5 protein-coding genes are annotated in these 26,469 nt (G+C 45.8%); all 5 read right to left on the bottom strand.

Translation table 11 applies throughout. The features are described from left to right. Nucleotides 1-6: 6 nt before the first annotated feature. Genes BM176_RS14315 through BM176_RS14295 form a run of 5 tightly spaced genes read right to left on the bottom strand, consistent with a single transcriptional unit; the run spans nucleotide 7 to nucleotide 26,411 of the window. Entirely contained in the window at nucleotides 7-3,456 is a 3,450-nt protein-coding gene (locus BM176_RS14315; RefSeq protein ID WP_090104090.1) for a methylmalonyl-CoA mutase family protein, read from the bottom strand. A gap of 43 nt (nucleotides 3,457-3,499) precedes the next feature. Then, the gene (locus BM176_RS14310) at nucleotides 3,500-8,731 is read right to left on the bottom strand and encodes a non-ribosomal peptide synthetase (protein ID WP_090104089.1); all 5,232 of its coding nucleotides are present in this window, start codon (nucleotides 8,729-8,731) and stop codon (nucleotides 3,500-3,502) included. Between the two features lie 34 nt (nucleotides 8,732-8,765). Beyond that, nucleotides 8,766-12,053 (bottom strand): non-ribosomal peptide synthetase, encoded by a 3,288-nt coding sequence (locus BM176_RS14305; RefSeq protein ID WP_090104087.1) that lies wholly within the window; start codon nucleotides 12,051-12,053, stop codon nucleotides 8,766-8,768. Between the two features lie 20 nt (nucleotides 12,054-12,073). Then, on the bottom strand, nucleotides 12,074-16,186 hold the full coding sequence (locus tag BM176_RS14300; protein WP_090104085.1) for a type I polyketide synthase: 4,113 nt from the start codon (nucleotides 16,184-16,186) through the stop codon (nucleotides 12,074-12,076). A 4-nt stretch (nucleotides 16,187-16,190) separates the two neighbouring features. Then, a complete protein-coding gene (locus BM176_RS14295) occupies nucleotides 16,191-26,411 on the bottom strand; it encodes a type I polyketide synthase (RefSeq protein WP_090104084.1) in 10,221 nt (3,406 codons plus the stop codon). Nucleotides 26,412-26,469 lie beyond the last annotated feature (58 nt).

Below are 26,469 nucleotides of genomic sequence, written 5' to 3'. Positions count from 1 at the left end.
TTAACATCACATATTACGTCTGTATTCTCCGCCACAGCGGAACAGCACATCGGAGAGCTGCCCCAGCGTACAGACCCTGGAAACATCGATCAGGGTTTCAAAAATATTTTTGCCCTGGTATGCAGCTTTAGACAACTGTTCCAGCGCTGCCGGTGTACGATGGGCATTCCTTGCCCGGAAGGCTTTATTCTGCTGTACAATAGCTGCTTTTTCTTCGCTGGTGATCCGTACTACTGCTTCTGCCGGATATACACTTTCACCACCATCCTGTACAAATGTATTGACCCCAACAATCGGTAACGCACCACTATGTTTCAACATTTCGTAATGGAGAGATTGCTCCTGTATGCGGCTTCTCTGATACATTGTTTCCATAGCCGCCAGTACACCACCGCGCCGGGCAATATTCTCCAGCTCTTTAATTACAGCATCCTCCACAAGATCTGTAAGCTGTTCGATTACAAAAGCACCTTGCAGCGGGTTCTGATTTTTTGTTAACCCAAATTCTTTATCTATAATTTTCTGGATGGCCAGCGCCTTCCGCACAGTAGTTTCTGTAGGCAGAGAGATGGCTTCATCATTTGCATTAGTATGAAGGGAATTGCAGTTATCATTAATTGCATACAATGCCTGCAGCGTAGTACGGATGTCGTTAAAATCCATATCCTGCGACTGCAAAGATCGTCCGGAAGTCTGGATATGATATTTCAGTTTTTGTGAACGTTCTACTGCATTGTATTTATACTTCAGCACTTTTGCCCATATACGTCGCGCTACACGTCCCAATACTGCATATTCAGGATCAATACCATTTGAAAAGAAGAAAGAAAAATTAGGTGCAAAGTCATCGATTTTCATTCCTCTGGACAAGTAGTATTCTATATAACTGAAAGCATTAGCCAATGTAAATGCAATCTGTGTTACGGGATTAGCACCTGCTTCGGCAATATGATATCCCGACACGGATACTGAATAAAAATGCCGGACCTGCTGTGCAATAAAATACTCCTGTATATCTGCCATCATTTTCAGGGAAAACTGGGTAGAAAATATACAGGTATTCTGAGCCTGATCTTCCTTAAGAATATCACATTGCACAGTACCTCTTACCTGTTTCAGTGTATCGGCTTTTATCCGTTCATAAATATCTGCCGGTAATACTTCGTTTCCGCTAACACCTAATAAAAGCAGGCCCAGTCCATCATTACCTGGCGGCAATGCATCTGTATAGGCCGGACGGGTAAAACCGGATGTTTCATATAAGGCTTCTATTTGACGTGTTACGCGTTCAGTATCTCCCTGGCTGCGGATATACAGTTCACATTGCTGGTCAATAGCAGCATTCAGGTAGAATGCCAATATCATGGGCGAAGGACCATTGATAGTAAGATTGACAGAAGTGGTATGATGATTGGCAAGATTAAAACCGGCGTAAAGCATTTTAGTATCGTCGATGGTAGAAATGCTTACCCCGGTACTGCCGATCTTTCCGAAAATATCCGGACGGTAATCCGGGTCAAATCCATACAGTGTGACAGCATCGTGCGCGGTGGAAAGTCTTTTGCTTTCCATACCATTGGTAAGATAATGGAAACGCCGGTTCGAACGGATGGCCCCACCTTCGCCGGCTGTTAACCGCGCAGCATCCTCTCCTTCTTTCCTCATTGGAAATACACCTGCTGTAAAAGGAAAATAGCCGGGCATATTTTCTTTCATACTCCATCTTACAATATCACCCCAGTTGCTAAATGCAGGAAGGGCCACTTTGGGAAGACGTATATGGCTAAGGGTATTTACATGCATCTGATAGGTTACTTCCTTACCATTGACATGTAATACCGCCTCATCCTGCTGGTAGCGCTTTATAATATCCTCCCAGGTACGGAGTATTTCTTTGGTAGCCGGATCCAATTGTTCTTCGGCCGCAGCCAAAGATTGCTGTAACTGCTGTTCCAGCAATGCCCTTTGTGATACATCGAAAGGTTGCGAAAGTAACACTGCAGCAGCACCATTCAATTGAAACAGCTGTTGCGCAAGGGCCGACTGTTGGTTTACCTTTTCCGTATAATTGTGTAATACCTGAATGATCTCGTCCAGATATCCGTTACGGTAGGGCGGAATGATCTGCTGGCGCATGGCCTTTTGTATACCAACTATCTCTCCGCCGTAAAGGCAGCCTGTTTTTTCGCGTATAGCTTTTAAAAGCAACTGAAATAAAGCAGTAACGCCTTCATCGTTGTATACAGAAGCATTGGTACTGACTACCGGGATATCTTCATCCTGTAGTGCCCTGAGATTATGATTGAGGCGATATTGCCGGCGTACATGTTCCACCGCATCTGCAACATTACCTTTATCTGATTTATTGATAGCTACCGCATCTGCATAATCAAGTATATTGATTTTTTCCAACTGGGAAGGCGCACCGAAATCGGCTGTCATCACATACAAAGAGACATCCACATACTCTGTGATACCCATATCTGCCTGACCCATGCCCGGCGTTTCGACAATGATCATATCGAACCCTGCACCTTTACAAAGCTCCAGTGTGAGCGGCAGGCTCTGAGCAATTGCATTGAACGCTCCCCGTGTAGCCAGAGACCGGATAAATACATTTTCATTTGCCGCCGAATTGATACGGATACGATCGCCAAGCAATCCGCCACCTGTTTTTCTCCGGGAGGGATCCACACATATTACAGCGGCTTTTTTATCAGGGAACTGTTGCCAGAAACGACGCAGCAGTTCATCTATCAGCGAAGACTTTCCGGCACCACCAGTACCGGTAATCCCAATCACGGGTACCGTTTGGGAGGTTAGCACAGACAGGGCTTCTCTGATGGTGGTATGGGTGCCCGGATGATCTGCCGCCATTGTCAGCAATGCACCCAGGTGTTTGTCTTCCCGGTTTCCCACCATTGGAATAATCTCTTCAGGAGGCTTTGGAACGGATAGCCGGCATCGGCCCAGCATATCTGCTATCATCCCTTCCAGACCCATTGCGCGACCATCTTCCGGGGAATACAGTCTTTCAATTCCGTAGGCATGTAATGCATCCATTTCTGATGGCAGGATTGTTCCGCCACCGCCGCCAAATATCCGGATATGCCCCGCATTTTGCTCCTGCAACAGGTCGTATATATATTTAAAGAACTCCAGGTGCCCTCCCTGATAGGAAGTAATAGCTATTGCCTGCGCATCTTCCTGTATGGCACAACGTACTATCTCTTTTGCGGAGCGGCTATGCCCAAGATGGATCACTTCTGCCCCGGCAGACAGTAACAGCCTCCGGATGAGATTAACAGCAACATCGTGCCCATCAAATAAGGCGGTGGCTGTTACCACCCGCACAGGAATTAATATCTCCCGGTGACCATTATTCCTGCTAATGGTATGCACATCAATATCCTCATGGTGGATAGCTGGTATGGTTATTTTTTCTGTTTCTGACATAAAAAGGGTCTCAAATGGTTTTCAAATAATAGGTTAGATATACTTAACAATGGTAAAGAGCACAGCCTAACTGTCCTCCCGCACCGGCACTGATCAATAACACCAGCGAGCCGCTGACGGGCGCTTGTTTCAGCAATTCTGCTAGCAATACCGGCATTGTGAGGGATGCCTTCAGCAGCGGGGTTTCAGTGCTAACAATTGCTACCTGATCCGGCAGTTCGAGCATATCCCGTAACATGATAGTAAAACCAGCTGACGGGAAAGGAGGAATAATATAACGGATATCATTAAACGACAATTGTTCTCTTTCCAGGAATCCGGTTACCAGTTCTTTCAGATAGGGTAACAACTGTTCCTGCCGCTGTAAATGTTCTCTGCGCTCAACAACACTATGCCTGCCTTTAAGCTTTACATGGCTGTAAATGTCATCTTTCAAAGCTGGATAATGACGGAACAGGAATGCCCCGAATCCTTTGTGTTTTGCACCGGTATTTTGCAACAGATATGCAGCGCCGCCTTCCTGTACTTCACATGGAACAGCACCTGCTACAATTGCATTATTATCCATTTCCCCTGCGATCAATAATACGTTTTCTGTGCGTCCTCCGGTTATAACATTGGTAGCCATAAAACAAGCTTGCAGCCAGGCCAGATCACTGTTAAACAAATCGAAACAAAGCGTGTGCAGTCCTTCCTTTGCGCGGTCTTTTGTGGCATTAATATCCAGGGAACCCGCCAGTATGGTAGCAACAGCAGGTTCAAAGAGATGTTCGTCCCTGTAAATACCGGTATATATTACCATCCCGATATCTTCCTTATCCAGTTCCGGCTGCTGTTCCAGACACTGGCGGGCTGCAGTGGTAGCTGGTATGATAGCGGAACCGGACGGATTGTTCTCTAAAACTATAGCAAAGCTGCCTATTTGCACGCCACCGGGCAGAGAAGGTTTAACAGCTGGTTTTTCCGGCAGCACAGTCAGTTTCTCTGCCTGTTGCCCCTGTTGCCAATATGCTTTTACCCGGGATGGCAGTGTATCAAATTTATATAAGGCAGTCCCTATATTCAGGCCGGAACCACTGATAAACAACATAGCGCGGTCATGGTTTCCGATACTGTTGTTCAGTATATAATCCTGTATGGCCATCCAGTGAGTGGTGGTAGCAGTATTACCCCTATGTTTGATATTATCGATTGTATTTTCCTTATTGGCAAAATCTGAATTGAGCAGTTGGTTCACCTGGCGCATGGTATTAGCAGTGGTAGTACTGGAAGCCTGGTGCATTATGAGGAAGTTTATTGACGCAGCCGGCCATTCATTTTTCTTCAGGGTTTGCCAGGCGTGCCGGGAAGCCTCTACATGTCCCGCTTCTGCCATACGGATAGCATCTGTTTTAAGCAACAGTCCTCCTTCCTCTTTGTTAGTACATTTTACAATACACAGATCACTGTATCCTCCCATTGTAAACATATCAATATCTACAAAACCATCTCCATTATCTGGTGCAGCCTCCAGTATCATTGCCAAACCGGAGTCTCCCACGGTAAGCGCAGAAATACTCTGATCCATAAAGTCCGTTATCTCTTTCTGCGCAGTATTTGTAAGATGGGTGAGATACTCACCGCTTACCAGCATGACACGTTGAGCGGTACCATTGCGTATCATTGTTTCCGCCATTACAATAGCGGAGAAGATACCCGCGCAGGCATTGGAAAGATCCATCGTAACCGCATTACTACAACCAGACAAATGAGCGAGGCGGATAGCAGTACCCGGTTCCAATACCACTTCTTCCGGATGGTCCATTCGGAATACATTACAGGAGATAAGTACATCTATATCTGCCGGCTGATAACGCGACATATTGAAACAATGCTCCATTGCTTTTGCAGCCATACCAAATGCACATTCGTTTGCCGCAGTTTCCCGGCGGGAGTGTATACCGGTAAGCCGTTGCATAGGGAAACGGATCTTGTTCAAACAGCCCTCTACTATTTCATTTGTATTCACCGTTTTCCCGGGAAGATAACAGGCGAAACTTTCTATATGTATCTGTGGCAGTTGCAGTTTTGGAGCCGTAGTAACTGATGTAGCAGACAATTCTGCCAACAATTCCTTTTCCAGCTCAGGCACTGCCGCACTATGTACCCCGCTAATTACCGGAGCATAACGTGCCAGCTCCCGCACCGTCTGGTATTCGAACAGTTTTTCAGGAGTAAGGTTCATGCCGGAGGCAGCTGCTTTAGCACAAACATTAATACTCTGCAATGAAGCACCTCCCAGCTCAAAGAAATTGTCATGAACACCTACCCGTTCCACCCGCAATACTTCCTGCCAGATATTACAGAGAATGGTTTCTCCCAGGGTAACAGGAGGCTCATAAGTTTGCGCCACCGGAGCCTGCAACTCCTGCTCCTGTAATATTTTCCTGTTTATTTTACCATTGGGAGTAAGCGGAAAAGCATCTACCAATAGCCATTGTGAGGGCACCATATGAGCTGGCACCCGCCGCTGTAAAGCTTCTCTTAACGAAGAAACCGTAACGGTACCGGTGGGAATAATATAAGCACATAACCGGTGCATGCCGTTATTATCCATCAACGCAACAACGACTGCCTGTTTCACACCGGTTATATCCGACAGATGATATTCTATCTCTCCCGGCTCTATGCGATAGCCATTCACTTTTACCTGCAAGTCGGCTCGTCCGCTGAAAACTATATTACCATCAGACAGATAGCGGGCTTTATCGCCCGTTTTGTACATAAGCTGACCGGGTACAAAAGGATTTGTTATGAACTTTTCGGCCGTAAGTTCCGGCCGGTTATAGTAATCGATAGCCAGCCCGCTGCCTCCTATGTAAAGGTCGCCATTCACACCGGGAGGCACTGGTAGTAAAGCCTGATTAAGTATGTAACAGGTTGTATTAGCAATGGGCTTACCCAATGGTACAGAAGCATCGTCGGTAATGCTAACCGGATATACGGCCGACCAGATGGTTGTTTCCGTAGGTCCGTACATGTTCCAAACTTCTGCTGTTTGTGTTACCAGCCAGTTTGCAAGTGGCCTTGGAAATGCTTCTCCCCCGCAGAGGGCTTTCAGTGTATGTTTGCCCTCCCACCCTGCATCGCGCAGCATGTTCCAGGTAGCAGGAGTAGCCTGCATAACAGTGATGGCCTGCTGCTCCAGGCAGTCGGCCAGCAGAGAAGCGCTGGTAGCAGTCTCCCGGTCTGCAATGATCACAGTAGCACCCGCCAGTAATGGCCCGAACAGTTCCAGACCGGCAATATCAAATGACAAGGAAGTAACAGCAAGCAAGCGGTCACTTTCGTGTATTCCAGGGCGTGATATCATGCTAAACAGAAAGTTGACCAGCGCATGGTGGCTTATGCGTACTCCTTTAGGTGCACCAGTAGATCCGGAGGTATAGATCATATACACAGGATCGCCAGCCGATAATGATATTATAGGAGCTATATCCGGGCATGCAGCCAGTTCCTGTTGCAGCACATCTGTACAAATTATCGTTCTTCCTTCATCTGAATCAAACAGGTGAGCCAGATTGTTTGCAGTGATCACATAATGTATGTTAGCATCTTCCAGCAGGTACTTTCTCCGCTCTTCCGGATAAGCAGGATCTATAGGTATATACACCGCTCCTGCTTTCATTGTACCAAGCAGTGAAATAAGCATACCGCAATTACGTTCCTGGCATACAGCCACATGCTGGCCTGCCTTCACTCCACGGGAAATCAACAGATGAGCCAACCGGTTAGCTTCCTGATCTAACTGCATATATGAATAACCGTTAGTACTATCCTGAACAGCTATTTTACCAGCACAACAAACCGCCTGTTTTGCAAACAGTGTTTCAAACCTTGCAACAGGATATACTGTTTCCGTTTGGTTCCAGGCATACAGCAGTTCCTGTTTTTCCTGATGATCCAATAACTGAATATTCCGCAGAGTAATAGCCGGTTCATTACATACCTGTTGCAGGATATGACAGAAATAACCAGCCATACGCTGTATGGTATTCCGGCTGAAAATATCCGGATTAAATTCCCATACTAACTCAAAATGTGTTTGTTGCTGAGTAACAGACAATGTAATATCGAACTTGGAAAAGAAGCCTTCCGCATCATGTAACCGGGTTTCCAATCCATTCCAGGAGAAACTATTATTTTCAAAATTGTGCAGGCTGAACATGACCTGAAAAAGTGGATGATATCCCGCAACCCTTCCAATAGGCAATGCCTCCAGGATCTTTTCCAGTGCCACATCCTGATGCAACATTGCTTCCCGGACAGTGGTTGCCGTATCAGCTACCAGTGACGCAAAACCAGCATCTGCTTTTAAACGGGAGCATACCGGCAATGTATTTACAAACAATCCGATAATATCTTCAAGTTCCTGCCGGGGCCTGTTGGCCACCGGACTTCCTACTACAATAACTTCCTGCTGTGTATAGTGAAAGAGCAATACATTAAAGACCGACAATAATACCGTGTAAGGAGTTGCCTGCAACTGACCCGCCAGTTTCAATGTTTGTGAGGCAAGAGGAACAGGTAGGGTTAACCTTACCACATCACCGGAAAAAGTTTGTACTGCCGGTCTCGTATAATCTGAGGGTAATTCTAATATAGCAGGTACATCACGAAGTTTCTCTTTCCAGAATTCAAGCTGTTGGGAATGTTCTTTATCGGCCTGCTCCTGCTGCCATAATACATAGTCCGCATATTGCAATGGCAGTTCATCCCATTCCGGAGTATTGCCTGCAGCAAAAGCATTGTATGCCGCAGAGAGCTCCCGGATAAATACCTGCAGGGACCATCCATCTGAGATGAGATGGTGCATACAGAAAATAATATAGTGTTCCTCTTTCCCGGCTACGGCACAAGTGATCCTGAACAGAGGTGCTTCCTCCAGATTAAAAGGGCGGTTGATTTCCTGCTCCATGAGGGTATGCAGGGCCTCCTGATGTGGTATGCCATGAGGAAGAGTAGTAAAGGTAATTACAGCATCCACTTCCGGATGTACTACCTGTATAATCTCTTCCTCCTTTTCGAAAGCGGTACGCAGGCTCTCATGTCTTTGTGTAAGATAGTGTACACTATCTCTAAAGAAACCGGTCCTGAAAGGGCCTTTAACATGAAGTACGCCCAGTATATTATAAGCAGCACTGGCTCCCTGAAACTGGGATAATATCCATAATCTTCTCTGTGCAGATGAGACAGGGAACGCGAAAAAATCTTGTGAAATAAGGTTACTTTCCATATATATCCGGATAAGCAGGGCTATGTTAAAAATGTTATTTTGAAGGGGTATGGCGGAACTTTTCTCTATCCGCTTTCATTAACCTACCCTCTTTATTTGGAGGCTTTTGATGTTGCTGCATTATATACTTACTGATTGCGCGGACAGTAGGTTCTTTGACAAATTGCGCCAGTTGTATGTCTGCACCAGTATGAGCTGTAAGCCGGGTACATAGTCGCCAGGCAAGCAGAGAGTGTCCTCCCTGTGCGAAAAAATTGTCGTCCGGTCCAGGTGTTTTATTCAGTAACTCCTCCCAGATAGCAGCTACCGTCGCCTCCGCAGGCGTAAACGGCTGAGCAGGGTCCTGCTGTACCGGTATCTGTGTGGATATCAACCTTATTAAAGCGCCCTTGTCTACCTTACCATTTTGATTTAACGGTAATTCCGGCAAACAATAATAGTATGCCGGCACCATGTAATGCGGGAGCAACTGCATCAGAAAATCACGTAGTGTTTGTTCTTCCGGTTGCTGTTCGCCACTTGCCACAAAAGCATACAAGCCATTGTTGCCATTTGCATCCACATGATGCAGCACACAGGCCGTTAATACCTGGGGATGCTGACACAATGCATGTGATATCTCTGCCGGTTCTACCCGGTAGCCCCGGAACTTGAGCTGTTCATCTTTCCTGCCTGCATAATGAAGCATCCCGTCGGGCCTGTGAGCAACCAGATCGCCAGTTGCGTATATCCGCGTATCCTTATCCCAGGGTGCAGGTATGAACCGGTTTTCCGTAACGATACTATCCGGCAGATAACCAGCACTTACACCCGCTCCACCAATGTATAATTCTCCCCGTGCACCAATTGGAACCGGGTTCAGATGTTCATCCAATATGTAAGTTTGTACATTTGACAAAGGCTGACCTATTGGTAACTGCGGACTATATTCATCATAGCTGATGATGGGGTAATAGGTAGAAAAAGTAGTACACTCCGTAGGACCATATACGTTAATCAATGAACCGGGGCGTTTACAATATGGAAATGCCTTGCTTATATGCATACGGGACATCACTTCCCCACCGGTTGTTAAATAATCAAACGTACTTATAACAGCAGGATCGGCATCTATCAACTGATTAAAATAAGCTGTAGTCCAAAAACCAATATTGATATTATGCAGGTGGATAAATTGTTTAATTGCACCGGCATCAAATATCTGTGCATCAGCAGGCAGGTACAATGTAGCGCCATTCAGCAAAGCGCCGAAAATTTCAAAAGTACAACCATCAAAAACATAGTTTGAGATAAGGATGAATTTATCATCCGGCCCAACCTTTACATAACGGTTCTCTTTCACCAGGTTTACGATATTACCATGCATCGACATTACACCTTTAGGCCTTCCGGTAGAGCCAGAAGTGTACATAATATAAGCACCATCACCCTGAGATAACTCCACAGCTTCTACATTGCCTTCCAGAGAGCGGATATCTGCCCATTGCCGGGCCCCTATGCAAGTTATCTGATCACCTGTGAGATCAGTATCAGTTATCAGATAACTGCACGCCGCAGTTTCCAGCATTACCCGGATACGTTCTTCCGGATAACCAGGATCTACCGGTACATAAATTGCTCCGGCCTTTAATACGCCAAGCATACTAATGATCATTTCTGCATTACGCGACAACATCAATCCAACACGATCGCCCCGCTTTACACCCTGCAGTTGCAGGTATTGCGCTAACTGCGCCGCCGCTTTATCAAGAGCTGCATAGGTATAATATTCATTTCCGGCAAACAGGGCGTTCCTTTCCGGATAGCGGGAAACCATTTCATGCCATACTCCCGTTACGGTCATATTACCGGCGTAGGTTCCTCTGGTTTCATTCCATACAGCTAATTGCTGACGCATACGCGGAGAAAGATGAACATCCAGTTCTTTCAATTCCACAGATGGAGTTGCCAATGTAACATCCAGGTAATCCAGGAACAGCTCACAAAAAGATTGTATAAATGCAGGTTCATATTTACCTGCATTGAATTTACAATTCCCGGATATACTCCCACCTTCATCCTTCAGTTCGAAAGTAAAATCAAATGCATCTTCCTGAGAAGGCAGATGATAAGGCGAAAAGACAAGACTACCCGGAGACTGCTGTTGTTCCATTAATCCGGACCAACCGCCATTATGAGAAAGGTAATTAAATACAACAGGGACCAATCCATCTGCACCACCTTTTTCCCTTGCACCAGGCATTGCAGCTATTGTAGCAAAAGGAAGATCTTTATGTTGGAAGGCTTCTGAAAAAGCAGCAACAGATGCATTCAGATATGTTGTAAAAGTTGTGGCACCGGTACTGTTCACGCTAACAGGAAGCAGATTCACAAAATAACCTACTGTATCAGCAAATGCCTTGTGCTCCCTGCCGGAAACAGGTATACCCACCGTGATATGTTGCTGGGCTGTGTAACGCATAATCACTCTTTGAAAAACTGCGAGCAACCAGGAAAACACTGTAACACCCTGCATCCTGCTCTGCTCTTTTAAGTGCTGATAACTGGCAACAGATATTGCGAAACCAACTTCGTTTTTGATAATCCCGCCAGATGGTGCAGCAACCGGATATCCCGACAACGGGGGCATTTGCGGCATTGTATCCAATTGTGTTTCCCAGAAACGATACAACGCCGCTCCTTTTTCACCTTGTAGCTGCAACTGTTCCTGCAAAACATATTGACCGAAATCAACCGGCTTCCCTGCCAATCTCCATTCAGCAGCTTCATATCCCGCAGCCTCCCGGTATGCCTGCATCAATTCCCGCAACAGTACTATAGTAGTGCCATCATCAAAGATGATATGATGAACGGAAAACATAAAAATGTGGTCCGCAGGTGCAATCGAAAAGAGCATACACCTTGACGCAGAAGTTTCCAGTGAAAAAGGCTGCTGATATGCAGCCAGCACAGTTGCATAGATATCCTCTTCCGCCCTGCCATTCAGATTAGTAACCTGCAGTTCGGGAACAATAATTGCCGGTTTACACACAGGTACATCATCCGAAAGAACGAACTGTGCTCCCAGCAGCGGATGCCGCTGATAAATATTTTTTAGTGCAACATGCAATGCATCTATATTCAACACAGAAGTGATACGCAATGCAAAGCCGGTGTTATAGGCAGTACTTTGAGAGTTCAGCTTATAAAGGTACCATAGCGCTTTCTGTCCGGTAGTAAGTGACCATTGACTGGTTTGCTTTTCCAGTAATGCTTTAAGCAGTTCGCGCTTTTCTTCCGGAGATAAGCTTTCAATATTTTGGGAGGATAGTAATTCGTTCATGGTTCCAGCTTATTTATTCATTATTGTCCTAACATGGCTTTGAGTAAAGTATCCACCTGGTCATCACCCAACATTTCTACTTCTGCCGCACTAATGTTAACAGCAGATGAAGTGGCTTGTGGCGGTTGTTCCAACTGATGGCATAATGAGGTGGTGAGCGTACGCAATGTTCCTCCCTGTAAAAGGTCGGCCATGTGCATCATGCAACCAGTAGCCGCAGCTACTTCCTGCTGGATACGCACTGCCATCAAAGAGTCCATTCCCTGGGAAACCAATGGTACATCGGCAGAAATTTGTGCCGCAGGAATACCAGCAACCTCCTCCAATTTCTTTCGCAGGTATTGTTGCATCCACCGTTGCGCCTCCTGGGAATCAGCAAATTCAGGCATCACTTTTACTACTTTTCCATTTGTTACCTGGTTTGCAATACCGTTTGTCAGCAACGCTTTATTTAATGCTTGTACATTGGCAGCAATAACCACCGGAACAGGCGTGACATCTTGTTTTAGTAAACGTTCCATGATATCCAGCGCCGCCGCTGCCTCAATAAACCTTACACCGTGGCTTGCCAGCAGCGATTTGTAAGCAGGTGACATCTGAGTTGTCATTCCTATATTCCATGGCCCCCAGCAAATGCTCATGCCGGGTAACGCATGATGCCGCCGCTGCCTGATCAGTGCATTCATAAATGCATTGGCAGCAGCATATGCCCCCTGGCCTGAAAAACCCAGATGCGAAGAAGACGAAGAAAATGCTACAAAATGATCCAGTTTCAGGGACAACGAATATTTATGCAGATACCAGAGTGAAGCCGCTTTGGCCGACATAACAGCCTGCAAACGCTGAGGAGACTGCTGATAAAGCAGTTCATCATCTGTAATCCCGGCAATATGAAAAACGCCTTTCAGTTCTGGTACAAATGCGGTTCCAAATGATTGTAATAATGTATTTACCTCATCTTCAGCCGACAAATCAGCATGGTATTCGGCAATAAAAATACCTTGCTGGCGCAGGGTTTCAAGGAAGTCCTGTTGTGCCGGCGTAGCAAAACCTTTACGGCTTGCCAGTACTAAATGGCGTGCTCCCTGTGCCGTTATCCATTGAACCAACTGTTGCCCTATAGCCCCATTCGCACCCGTTATGAGATACGCAGCTTCCGGATCAAATAAGTTTTGGGAAGTTGAAGGTAATGCGACCGGTACGCAAACAGGTTGAAAGCAACCGGTATCATTTATCCGAACAGCAGGAATATTTGTATTTAAAATGGACCGGAAACACAACTGCCATTGTAAAACGCCTGCTGCAGATGGTAAATACATATGCTGCCATCTGAATAACGGCAGCTCCTGCCCCATTACCCGCCACACAGCCGACGATACTTCAGCAATCATATTATCTTGCGCTGTACACAATACAATTTTTAATCTGGGGATGTGAACATCCTGAAGTTGTACAGACAGTTTTTGCAGATATAAAGTAGCAGCTTCCGCCTGTTGGTATAGATCAGTTTCTACCGCCACATCTAACAGCGATGTATCTATCAAGCCATCTACCCTATTGAGTTCTCCCAATACATCCTTTAATGCTGACCCGTGGTTATTGTCTGTCGAAAACAGTAACGTATCATCGTTACCGATAGTTTTGTATAAATGTATAAATGTGATTTCCTGATCCGACAATGCGTGAATAACATTATCTGGCATATGCCCGCCCAGTACTACCCAGTATTGCTTTGGCAGTGTGGAAGCCAAAGCTGGTAAGATGAGAGGCTCCCATCGTTTATCGTATACCGGTAGTTCCGGTAGTTTTTCCTGTGATATCCCCGGCCAATAAGAACTGTATTGAAACGGATAAACCGGCATTTGTTCCAGTGTTGCCACCGGTATATGCTCATAAAAACTGTTCCATTCAGGAGTACTACCATTTTCGTAACAGGCCGCCACAAAATGTAACAAGGTAGCAGCAGAAGTAATACGGTGGCCATTACCACCGGTTATTGCGCAGTGGCGACCTATCCCCGCCCATACAGCATCATCTGTTAGATGTATAGACTCATCAACACCATACAAGGGTAACGATTCCCAGAAAGAGAACTGCTGCATGTTAACTGTGATATCCCGCTCACCCCCAAACACAGCCACTTTTGCCTGTTGCGGTAAGAATGCTGTTAACTTCCCGGCAGACTCTTTCGCAGCAAGCATTGCAAGAACATTCTCTGTAGTTAGTATTCCTGAAATTGCAGCAGCAGTATATAAACCTTCGTTAACAGCATATATTCCCTTCACTTTGATTCCCCAGGAAAGCAGCAACCGGACCAGACAATATTCCAGCAGGAAAGCGGTAGCTCTTGTTAATACTGCTGTTTCCTCCCACTGCTGCAGTGGAAGATATTGATTGACCAGCAATTTAAAGGCTGGCAGTGTATGATAAAGCGCCCGGTATTGAGGCAGGGAATTGCTATCATACCCTGTTAGCACCAGCAATGGTTGCTTGCCCGGATGTGGCACCACAGTTATATCCTGAGACAGATGTAGTTTCAATTGTGCAGCAAGCGAACCATAATCTTCTGCCACAAAAGCTTTTCTATATTCTCTGTCCGTATTGATACGCTGAGCAGCCTGGCAAAAAACCGGTAATGATACTTCCAGTGGCTGTAGCAGACGTTGCAGATATTCTTCTAATAATATCCGCAATGCAACCGGAGTATGTGCAGCAATAGTCAGCAAAGCAGGAACACCTGCAAGACTATCATCAATATCAGTTTGTGGAGAAGAAGGCGCTTCTTCCAATATCGCGTGAGCATTAGTACCGCTGAAACCAAAAGAGCTTACAGCCGCACGGCGAGGGCCTTGTGTAGCCTGCCATTCCTGTTGTACCACCGGGATAGACATCAGTGTTCCTTCTGCAGAAATATGCGGATTGAGCTGCCGGAAATGCAGATGTGCCGGAATAATACCGTGTTTCATAGTCAGTACAGTCTTAATCAAACCAGCAATACCAGCAGCAGCTTCCAGATGGCCGATATTTGTTTTCACGGTGCTGGTCCAAAGAGGCGTTTCACGGCCAGGAGCATTACCATAAACAGCCGCAATGGCCGCCCACTCAATAGGATCGCCCAATGCAGTACCGGTACCATGTGCCTCCAGGTAACTGATGCCTGCAGGATCTATATTTGCAGCTTCAAGAGCTGTTTGCATCAGTTGCTGCTGAGTAAGACTGTCCGGCACCGTAAAACCACTACCGTTACCGTTATGGTTCATGGCAGTGCTCATCAGTAAAGCATGGATATTATTATTATCACGCAGAGCGTGGGACAAAGGTTTTATAATCACAACACCGCATCCCTCACCTCTGGTATAACCATTAGCAGATGCATCAAATGTTTTGCATCTACCATCCGGCGACAGCATTTTCGTTTGTGATACGGCGATAGTATTCTGAGGTAATAACTGGAGATTGACACCGCCAACAACCGCCTGACGACATTCTCCATTCCGGATACTCTTACAAGCGAGATGCAGGGCCACCAGGGAAGAAGAGCAGGCAGTATCCACTGCCAGACAAGGACCATGAAAGCCAAACTGATAAGATACGCGGCCAGGAATTGCATTGAGTACATTGCCGGTACTGAAATATGGAAGTGTACGAGGGTCTGTATCAGCAGCGCTTAACAAAGATGCATATTCCGTATTCGAAACGCCGATAAAGACTCCTGTATCAGGATTAGCAGCCGGCAGATAACCCGCATCTTCAAAAGCTCTCCAGGTAAGTTCCAGCACCAGACGCTGCTGTGGGTCCATTGCCAGCGCTTCCACCGGCGAGATACCGAAGAAGGCTGCATCAAAAAGATCAATATCTGTAATAAATGCACCTTCCCGGGTATACGTTTTTCCGGGAGTATCCTGCTTTGGATCGTAATAATCATCTACATTCCAACGCGACGCAGGCACTGTTTGTATACTATCTGTCCCATTCAGTAATTGCTGCCAGAAACCGGACAGGTTATTGCTGCCTGGAAAACGTGCGGACATACCCACGATTGCCAATGGCTCCGTTGTGCGTTTTTCCGCCTCCCTGTATTGTTGTAACTGAAACAATGCCTGTTTCAGTATCACTGCTGTTTCCTGATCCATATGATTAGTTTTCCTGCTGTTCCAGGATATCCACCTTCGACGCAAGCTGTGAAATAAGTATGTCTACCGGATGGGTACTATTTCGTTTATCCCGTTTGTATGCTGGTAGCACCTTTTCAACCACACGATCCTGCCGTATAAGTTCCAGCAGATAATCTGTTAGTTTATGTATAGTACCGTATTCAAAAATGTGTGTTACTTTCAGAAGGATGCCCAACTGTTTATTGATCTTTTCCATGAGTTGAACAGCGGTAAGAGAATCCATACCGAGATCAAAAAAGCCCTTCTGTAATTCAGGAAGGCGACCTTGCTGAAACAAAAGGATAGCAGCCACTTCTTCCTTTAATAGTTGCTGCAGCATAGTGGTTGCCTGTGCTACAGGCAATTCAGTAAGTTGCTGCCGCAAGACATTGCTAGTACCAGCAGATGTTGTGCGTTTATGTATAGGTAATAATTCAAACAGTGCCCCTTGATGGCGGGTCTCAAACAACTCATATAATCTGGACCAATCGGCATTTACAACCAAAGGTGCAACACAATCACTATGTATGAGTGTATGTAACACGGCCAGGCCCTGCCAGGCAGGAAATGCAGTTATACCAATGCTATCCAGTAACCTGATATCCGCATCCTGTGTCATGCCACCACCATGCCAGGGCCCCCACCGCACGCTCAATGCCCTGCAACCCTCATGCCGCCACGATTGTATCAAAGCATCCATCCATTGATTAGCAGCGGTATAATGTGCTTGTTCGCGACCACCCCACGCAGCAGCAATAGAAGAAAATGCGACGAAGAAATCCGGCAGGTCCAGCTTCAGATGCTGATAAAGCCACCATGTACCTGCTATTTTAGGAGCAGCTATCCGCGCAAGTTCTGATTCAGTTAACAGCTCTGCAGGAGTCCGACCACTGATACCCGCAGCATGAATAACACCGTTGATACGCTGACAGCCGGATTCCAGCCGCACCTGCTCCAGGAGCTTAATGACATCCGTTTCCCGGGTAATATCTGCTTTCAGTATGGTAATAGTAATTCCTCTTTCAGACATCAGATCAACAAGTGTAAGACCTTCCTGTCCCCAATTTCCTCCACGACTATTGACGAATATTTTACGTGCGCCATTATCCACCAGCCACTTTACAGCTTTTAATCCCAGATATCCCGTACCGCCAGTTACCAGATAGGCTCCCACAGGATCTAGTTGTAAAGGCATGACTGTTGAAATTGCAGGCAATGCCTGAATTCGTGGTACCCACCATTCATTGGAACGGTATGCTATCAGTGTTTCTTTACTATCTGACAAAAATGATGTTACTACTGAGTCCCATTCTTCCCCAGTCAATGTTTCATTGAGTTCCAATATTCCACTCAGCAATTTATCTGATTCCAATGCCAGACATTTACACCAACCAATGACCGCTGACTGCTCCCAACTGTTTTTAATAGTAGTTGTAATAACTGCAAGACTGAAATGCGGAAAGGCGCCAGTGAAGGACTGCAGCAGCAACCTTAACGTATTCAGATGCAAAAGAGCAGCATCCGGAGGATTCAAAGTACCAATGACTTCTCTAAATTGTGTATCAGTACTATGATAGAGAATACTGATGCGTTCCCCGGAAGCAAAAGCAGAAATCACCTCACATAGATTTGACCAGTGAGTAGCAGGATGCATCATGCAAACATTACCATCATGCCGCCATTCCTTATCATAATAAATAAACAGGGTAGTATTTGCAGCATCAGGCAATAATGATTCCCAGCGCCGCTGTTCCTCCTGGTCATCGGGAAAGATGATCCTTTTTCCGCGCGTTAACGGCCCAGAGTTCATTTGTTCCTTCTTCCTGATCCAGGTATAATCATACAAAGACTGCTCCCATTCCGGTTTATGTTTCTGAATATTACCAGCAGGGCCGCTTTGATCCGGCAACATATCCAGCCAGAAGCGTTGTTGCCTGAATGGCATAAGGGGTAATGCTATCTTTTTATAATTACATCCTTCATATATTCTTTTCCATTCGGGAGTTTCCCCACTTATATACTGAATGGCAGTTTTTAATAAAAGTTCATTAGGTAACTGGGTAATATCCGAAAACAGTTGCTGATGATACACTTCAATGGCAGCAACGGAAGTAAGAGATGCCAGTACATCCAGCAGATTCTGTTTATCACGCACCACACATACAGTACGGTATTTAAAATGCTGGCGGCCGGTATTGGAAGTAAAAGCAATATCATGTAATGCCAGGTCAGGATATTTTATACAATGCTCACGTAAACCCGCGATCTTCAGTAACAATGTATCCATATCCTTTGCGCTAACCGTTACCAGTTGATAAGTAAGTTCAACGGGAACTTCTATAGCCTGATGCGGAGCTTCCTCTAATATCACATGTACATTTGTGCCACTCAATCCGAAAGCACTCACTCCAGCCGCCAGTTTTACGGATGATGTAAGTGAGGTATTATTTACCGGTACCTGCATAGCCGTTTGCGCCCATCCAAAGTGTGGGTTAGGTGTTTTGAAATGCAGGTTGGCAGGAAGCAGCCGGTATTGCAGCGCCATTGCCGCTTTAATAATTCCCGCAACACCCGCAGCCGCTTCCAGATGTCCAATATTGGATTTAAGAGCACCTATGAGCAGAGGTGTATCACCAGGAGCTCTCCTGAATACGTTATGTAATGCATCCAGTTCAATCGGATCGCCCAAAGGCGTACCAGTGCCATGAGCTTCAATAAAACTGATTTGTTCAGGCAGCATTGCAGCATTTTCCAGCGCGCTGCGTATGAGATCTTGCTGAGCCAGTCCGTTTGGAGCTGTGATGCTACTACTTTTACCATCATGATTGATAGCACCACCTTTAATCACGGCTATAACCCTGTCGCCATCTGCTATTGCAGCATCCAGCTTTTTTAGTACAACAATACCAGTACCTTCTCCCCTCACAAAACCATCAGCATCCGCACTAAAAGTCCGGCACAAACCATCACCAGACAATGCACCTGTACGGGAAAGATAAATACTCATCAAGGGAGACAACATTAATTGTACACCACCAGCCAGCGCCAGGTCGCAACTGCCATTACGCAGACTATCGCATGCCATCTGTATAGCAAGTAAAGAAGAGGAGCAAGCGGTATCCATTGCCAGCGACGGGCCCTGTAATCCCAGTAAATGCGAAATACGTCCCGCAGTAAAACAATGCCCATTCCCCTGACCATAGTAGGCATTTATATTATCTCCAAGAAGGTTTGCGGTAAGGAAAGCATAATCATGCTGCCCCATTCCCATGAATACACCTGTATGTGTACCAGAAAGGCTATCCGGCGGAATACCAGCATCCTCCAATGCATGCCAGGCTGTTTGCAAAACAAGCCGCTGCTGAGGGTCCATCATCACAGCCTCCAATGCTGTGATATTAAAAAACTCATTATCAAATTTGTCAACATTCTCAACAAACCCAGCTTTTGTATCCTCTTTATGATTGCCCCAGCGACCATCTTTTACGACACTTATTGCATTGCCTTTGCTGGTTAAAAAATCCCAGAAAGAAGCTGCATCTTCTATTCCTCCCGGCATACGACAGCCAACTCCGATAATAGCAATGGGAACAGTTCCTGTTTTCTCATGAGCCGGAGATGAATGTTGTATTCCTTTATTTACCGGATGAGGAACGTTTCTTTCACTCAGAAATACAGCCAGCCTTTCCATTGTATTATAGTTGTACAAGGCAGCCACTGAAAAATTAAGCTGTAGTTTCTTTTGCAGACGCTGGTGTAAGGCGACAGTCATCGTAGAGTCCATTCCCAGTGCAAAAAAAGTTGCATCTCCCGGAACAGTTGCCGGTAAAACCAGGCCCGGCATCTCTTTTAATTCATATAAGATGATTTCCCGCAACTTATTTTGCAATGCATCCAGAGAGGATACCTGCAAACGTTCCATGAGTGAAGATGCGTGCGCATCTTCCTGATGTCCGGCAGTCTGCCACTTTTCACGCAGGTAGTGGAAGAAGGGTATATGAGGCAACCATTGTAGTGCAACGGTTTTATCAAAATCGATAACGGCAGGATGTGTAAGTGAATTATTCAGTACCAGGTCCAGCACGGAAAGATTAATAGCTGCTGCCGTTTTGTTCACCAGCGTAGCATCTGCCACCTGATGAGAAGAAGCTGTTTTTGCCATTCCTGCGCCTTCCCAGGGCCCCCAATTGATACTTACAGCAGGATAGCCCTGTTCCCTGCGCCAGTCTGCAAATGCATCCATAAAGGCATTTGCAGCCGCATAATTCGATTGATAGGGAGATCCTACTAAAGCAGCCAAAGAGGAGAAACAAATAAAGTGCTTAGGCTGGAATTCCAGACTTAACTCATGCAAGTGAATTGTGCCTTTGATCTTGGGAGCGAATACAGTAGTCATATCCTCCCATTGCATGTTAAACAGTGGGCCGTCTTTTAATTGCCCTGCCAGATGAAGGATACCCTCTAATGGCCGTCCGCAGGATAACAAGGATTCTTTTAATACCTGTACAGCATCACGTGTAGATATATCCGTTACACACCAGGTTAAGGTACCTCCGGCCGGTAGGACAATATCTTCCAGTCTTTCGAGATTTGTTGCTACCGGGGCAGAGCGGCTGGTTAGCAGGAAATGTTTTACACCCTGCTCCATGAGCCAGGCCATCACATTCCGGATCATGCTGCTATTACCTCCTGTTATAAGCCAGCAGGACTCTCCATCCAATTTGTTGTTTGCCGGCCGGGCTGCAGGCAAGGATGCAGGCACAAGACGAGCCACATGACGCGTACCGTTTATGTATGCCACTTCCGTTTCAGGATCAGTAACGTTAAATAATATACGTTTCCAGTCGGTTTCAGGAAATGCATCTGTCATCACAATACGGCAGGACAGATCAGGTAATTCATGCTGCGCAGATCTTAACATACCATGCAACACTGCCGCCGCAGGGAATATGCAAGTACCTGGCTGTACCGAAGTTACCAATGGCGTAATAAGCAGGAAACGGAGAACATTCCTGTGAAACGATATTCTGCTGATAGCTGATAACAATTGCATCAGGTGCATTGCCTGGTCATGTATCTGCTCATGGCTTAAAGGATCTTTGTTTTCCATATCGAAAGCAAAGAGGATAGTACCCGTACCGGACATTTGCTGCACCAGCGCATTATATCTTTCTGCATTCAGTTGCTCAAGTGTATGAACTGTGGTATGTTCCGCCAGCACCTGTGAGCGCAATGCATCCGGAACTACCAGATGTAAATCAGTGAATTTATACTGTTGCCGCAGTTCATGTATCAATGATAACTGGTCCGTAAATACAAGCCACTGCCCGGCTTCTCCCGGTGGTGTTATTTTGGACTGAATAGCTGCAGCCTCCCATTTTTTTGTATACAAAATCTCCCTCACATTATTAACCAGTTCATCTTTATAAAGTGCATACTGTATTTTCTGCAACAGATCTGGCACAAGCTCCTGTTCCTGCGCAGTGAACAAATGCCGGGATTGTAAAAGGGGTAAAATATCGTTGATATGCAGCGCCTGTGTTTTTACGGATATAGCACCCGCACGCTGTTCTATCCAATAATGTGTTTTCTTAAACGGATATGCAGGCAATACGAGCCTGCGGAAAGAATTGAGTGGATAAATTTGTTCTTTCGCGATTCTGCATCCCGCACTATACAAACTCCCCAGACTACGCAACATATCAGAAGTGTTATCCGAATGATTGATAATACTGGACAGTAAAAGGAGTTTAGCAGCTTCCTGCGATTGCCGGGCCAACGTGGTCAATACCGGATGCGGACCGATTTCACAGCAGATATCGAATGAAGATGCCAGTGTATTGATGCTCTGTGAAAACCGAACGGGAGCAATGATATGGTTTACCCAATAATCAGGCGTACAGATTTCCTGTCCCGCCCATTCGCCTGTAATATTGGATAACAAAGGAATACGGGGCAATTCAAGAGGGATGTGACTAATGCGATTCCTGAACTCGTCCATCGCCGGCCGCATCAAAGGAGAATGGAAAGCATGCGATACTTTGAGTTGCACAGTACGGATACCTTTGTCTGCAAAAATCTGCAAAGGTTTGGCCAGATAATCCGCATGACCGGAAATTACTATCTGCTGTGGAGCATTAAAACTAGCGACGGAAATATGTTGCTGAAACGGCTTGATAACAGCCATTACATTTTCTTCTGTTGCTGATATAGCCCACATTTGTCCGCCTGATGGCAATTGCTGCATCAATTTACCCCGGATCGAGATCAGCAGCATTGCATTTTCCAGGGACATTACACCCGCAATATGAGCCGCAGCAATCTCTCCTACACTATGCCCCATTACCGCCTGCGGAACAATACCCCACGATTCCCACAACCTTGCCAGGCTGATTTCAAATGCAACCAGCAAAGGCTGGGTAATAGCGGTATGATGAATACGCTCATTATCCTGCTCTTCATAAAGTAACTTCACCAATGATATGCCTGTTAATGGTTCCAGCAGCGCACTACATTGATCGAATGACTCCCGGAATACTGAATGTTCCTTATAAAGCTGCCATCCCATCTGTTTATACTGAGCACCCTGCCCCGTAAAAAGAAAAGCAATTTTTCCAGGTGTTTTCGATGATGGAGGAGGCGTTTGCTCAGGATACAAAAGATATTCATCCAGTTTTTCCTTTAGTTCCCCGAGGTTCCCGGCAATAAAGGTCTTACTGCAAGAAAGCTGTGATTTTCCGTGTAATAAATTTGCAGCCAGATCGCGGATAGAAATATGCGGATGTGCAGTTATAAACCCGGATAATCCGCGTACCTGTGCGGTGAGTGTATCATGATCTGCAGCGCTCAATACTACCAGGTGTGATCCGGTAGAAATATCCGGAGATAGATGTTGTACCGGCCCTTCTTCCAGCAGCACATGCGCATTAGTGCCACCGAAACCAAATGAACTAACACCAGCCAGTAGTGGTTTTTTGCTTGCCGCAAATTCAATGTAATCACCTGGGATAATACATTTCTTTGCAGGAAGTTGAATATTATGATTTAGAGTTTTCAGGTGTAAATGAGGAACTACAGCACGATGATGAAGACAAAGTAAAGTCTTGATTAATCCCGCGATGCCCGCCGCAGCTTCCAGATGGCCAATGTTCGTTTTAACTGAACCAACATAAAACGGATGATCCGGTAGCCGTTCTTCTGTGTATACTTTCAGCAGTGTATTTAATTCTATCGGATCGCCCAGAACAGTCCCAGTACCATGCGCCTCAATAAAGCTAACCTGGTTTGGATGTACACCAGCAACGGTGAGGGCTGAACGGATTACCGCTTCCTGAGCCGGGCCATTAGGGGCAGTAAGACCATTACTTCTTCCATCCTGATTTACCGCAGTGCCCTTAATAACACCATACACGGTATCACCATCGCGCATAGCATCAGACAATCGTTTCAGCACTACAACGCCGGCACCTTCTCCCCTTACATATCCGTTTGCAGAAGCATCGAATGTTTTACACCGGCCATCCGGAGCGAGCATACCTGCTCTTGCAAATACAATCGACAGATCGGGCGCAGACATAACATTTACACCTGCAGCCAGGGCCAGATTACATTCCTGCCGTTGTAAACTGTTGCATGCCTGATGAACAGCTACCAATGATGAAGAACATGCTGTATCTACAGCTATGCTGGGACCACGAAAATCATAATAATAAGACAATCTGTTAGCTGCAATACTACCTGCATTACCAGTACCAAAATAACTATCCAGCACATTAGTATCTGTTTGCAACCGCGAGTAATCAATAGCACTGATACCAACAAATACACCAACAGGTTGTTTGGCAAGGTTCTCCGGCACAATACCCGCATGTTCAAAAGCCTGCCAGGAAACTTCGAGCAGCAATCTTTGCTGTGGGTCCATTTTACGGGCTTCCTCCTCATTGATACCGAAGAAAGCAGCATCAAACACACTGACATCTTCCAAAAAACCACCATTGGTTATCATATCCCCTACCTCATTTTCATCCTGCTCTGTCAGGTGCCAACGATGAGCAGGTATTTTCCGGACAGCAGTTTCTCCTCCACGCAATAGTTCCCAGTATGCATCAGGACCATCTGCTCCAGGAAAACGGCAGCCGATTCCCACTATCGCAATGGGTTCATCATGTGAGGCAGGATCAACGGTCAATTGCTGATGCACACCATTCATGTCTGCTGGTAACAATGCAACAGCAAGAGCATCAATATTAGGGTAATCGTAAATCATGGTAGGAGTTACCGGTATACCCAAAGCCTGCTCCAATGCACTTGCTACTTTCACGGCTCCCATTGAATCAAGTCCAAGTTTTTCGAATGGATCATGGATACTGATATTTCCGGCAGAAATACCCGCAAACCGGGCAATGGTATTTTTCAATTGATGAATGACGGTATCGTAAGAAAGCGAAGGAACAGTAGTAGTTGTTTTTTCAACTGTAACAGGCATATCTGCCGCGGGTCTCTCCTGCCATTGTGTTACTACCGACAGGATTTCTTCCGACAGAAATGCCCGGCGGCAGGCATTGCGCTGTATCTTGCCACTGGAGGTACGCAGCAAAGCACCTTTCCGGATTAGTACTATGGCATAGGGTTGTATATCAAAATGAGCGGTAACAGTGGAGCGGATAGCCTGTATAGCAGGATCGGTATCAGCATTTACACTGAATTGTCTTTTTAGTTCCTGCACAATTACTAACTGTTCCTCTCCATTTACAGTAACACCAAAAGCCGCTGCTGCTCCGGTTTCCAGCATTTCATGAGATTCACAAGCCAAGCGTTCAACATCCTGCGGGTAGATATTTCTTCCGCGAATAATAATCAATTCCTTCAACCGGCCAGTAATGTATATTGCCCCATCTTTTATAAAGCCCAGATCCCCGGTACGCAGATAAGGACCTTTGCCATCGGGCAGAAAAGCCTTAAAAGCCTGCGTGGTAGCCTCTTCATTATCCCAATATCCGCTTGCCACATTAGGTCCCTTTACCCAAAGTTCTCCCACCCTTTCTTCCGGCAGTGGTATTCCCTGCATATAATCTGTGATCACTACTTCCTGATTTACCGGCATACCGCAATTGACCAACTGTATATGTTGTGTTGTATCATTTTGTGGTGATTGTAAAATATGTTGTTCCAGCAATGCAGCATCTGCGGTATACAACATTTGCCCATTTGCCGGTTTTATACCCGAAACAACCAAAGTAGCTTCTGCCATACCGTAACACGGAGCCATAGCAGTTCTTTTGAATCCTACAGGTGCAAAAGTATCTGCGAAACGTTCCAGAGTAGCCGCGTTTACCGGTTCTGCTCCATTAAAAGCTATCTCCCATGAATGCAGGTCCAGTTGTTTCAATTGTTCTGCTGTGATACGTTTTACGCATTCTTCATAAGCAAAGTTGGGAGCGCCGCTATAAGTACCCTGATATAAAGAAAGGGCCTTCAGCCAACGGAATGGCTGCTGTAAGAAATCAAATGGCGACATCAGATAAGCAGATCCTCCCGCATAAAGCGTGTACAACAGGTTGCCGATAAGCCCCATATCATGATACAATGGCAACCAGTTGATCACTACCGGCGCTGTTCTTTTATTTCCAAAGCGGAAAAGCATTTCTTCATTCGCCAACAGTTGGCCATGAGTTAGTATTACGCCTTTAGGCTGACCTGTTGAGCCAGAGGTGTATTGCAGAAAAGCAATATCTTCTGCGGTATTACTGACAGGTTTCCAGGGAAGTTGTAACTGACCCGAAATATTATCTGTTGTTATCCATGCAATACTATTCTGCTCTGTATTAAGAAACTGACTTCTTACATCATCTGTGATTTGCCGGGTACTGAGGATGACCGCTGGCCGGGCATCCCGGATAACCATCGCAATACGTTCTACCGAACGGTTTTTACGGGGAGGATAAAGTGGCACTGCGATGACACCTGCATATAAACATGCAAAGAAAGCAGTGACATAATCAGCACCTGTGGGGTAAAACAGCAATGCGCGCTCACCTTTAATATTCCGTTCCTTTAATTGTTCTCCCAGTATACAAACCCGTTGCAAGAACTGTTGATAGGAAAACTGTTCTCTGATAGCACAATCTGCATCCAGGAAAGCATATAGTTGCTGATCTGCACGCGCCTCCGCTTGTTGGGCCAAAAGATCTGTTAATGTTTTCAAAGCAAAAGATTTTATCTGCTGGTTATTTATTCAATAACAAGATTCTGTTTAATGTAAA

The organism is Chitinophaga sp. CF118 (assembly GCF_900112615.1).
Lineage (GTDB): Bacteria > Bacteroidota > Bacteroidia > Chitinophagales > Chitinophagaceae > Chitinophaga.
Note: the sequence above shows the minus strand (reverse complement) of the source record. Positions and strands in the feature narration are given on the sequence as shown.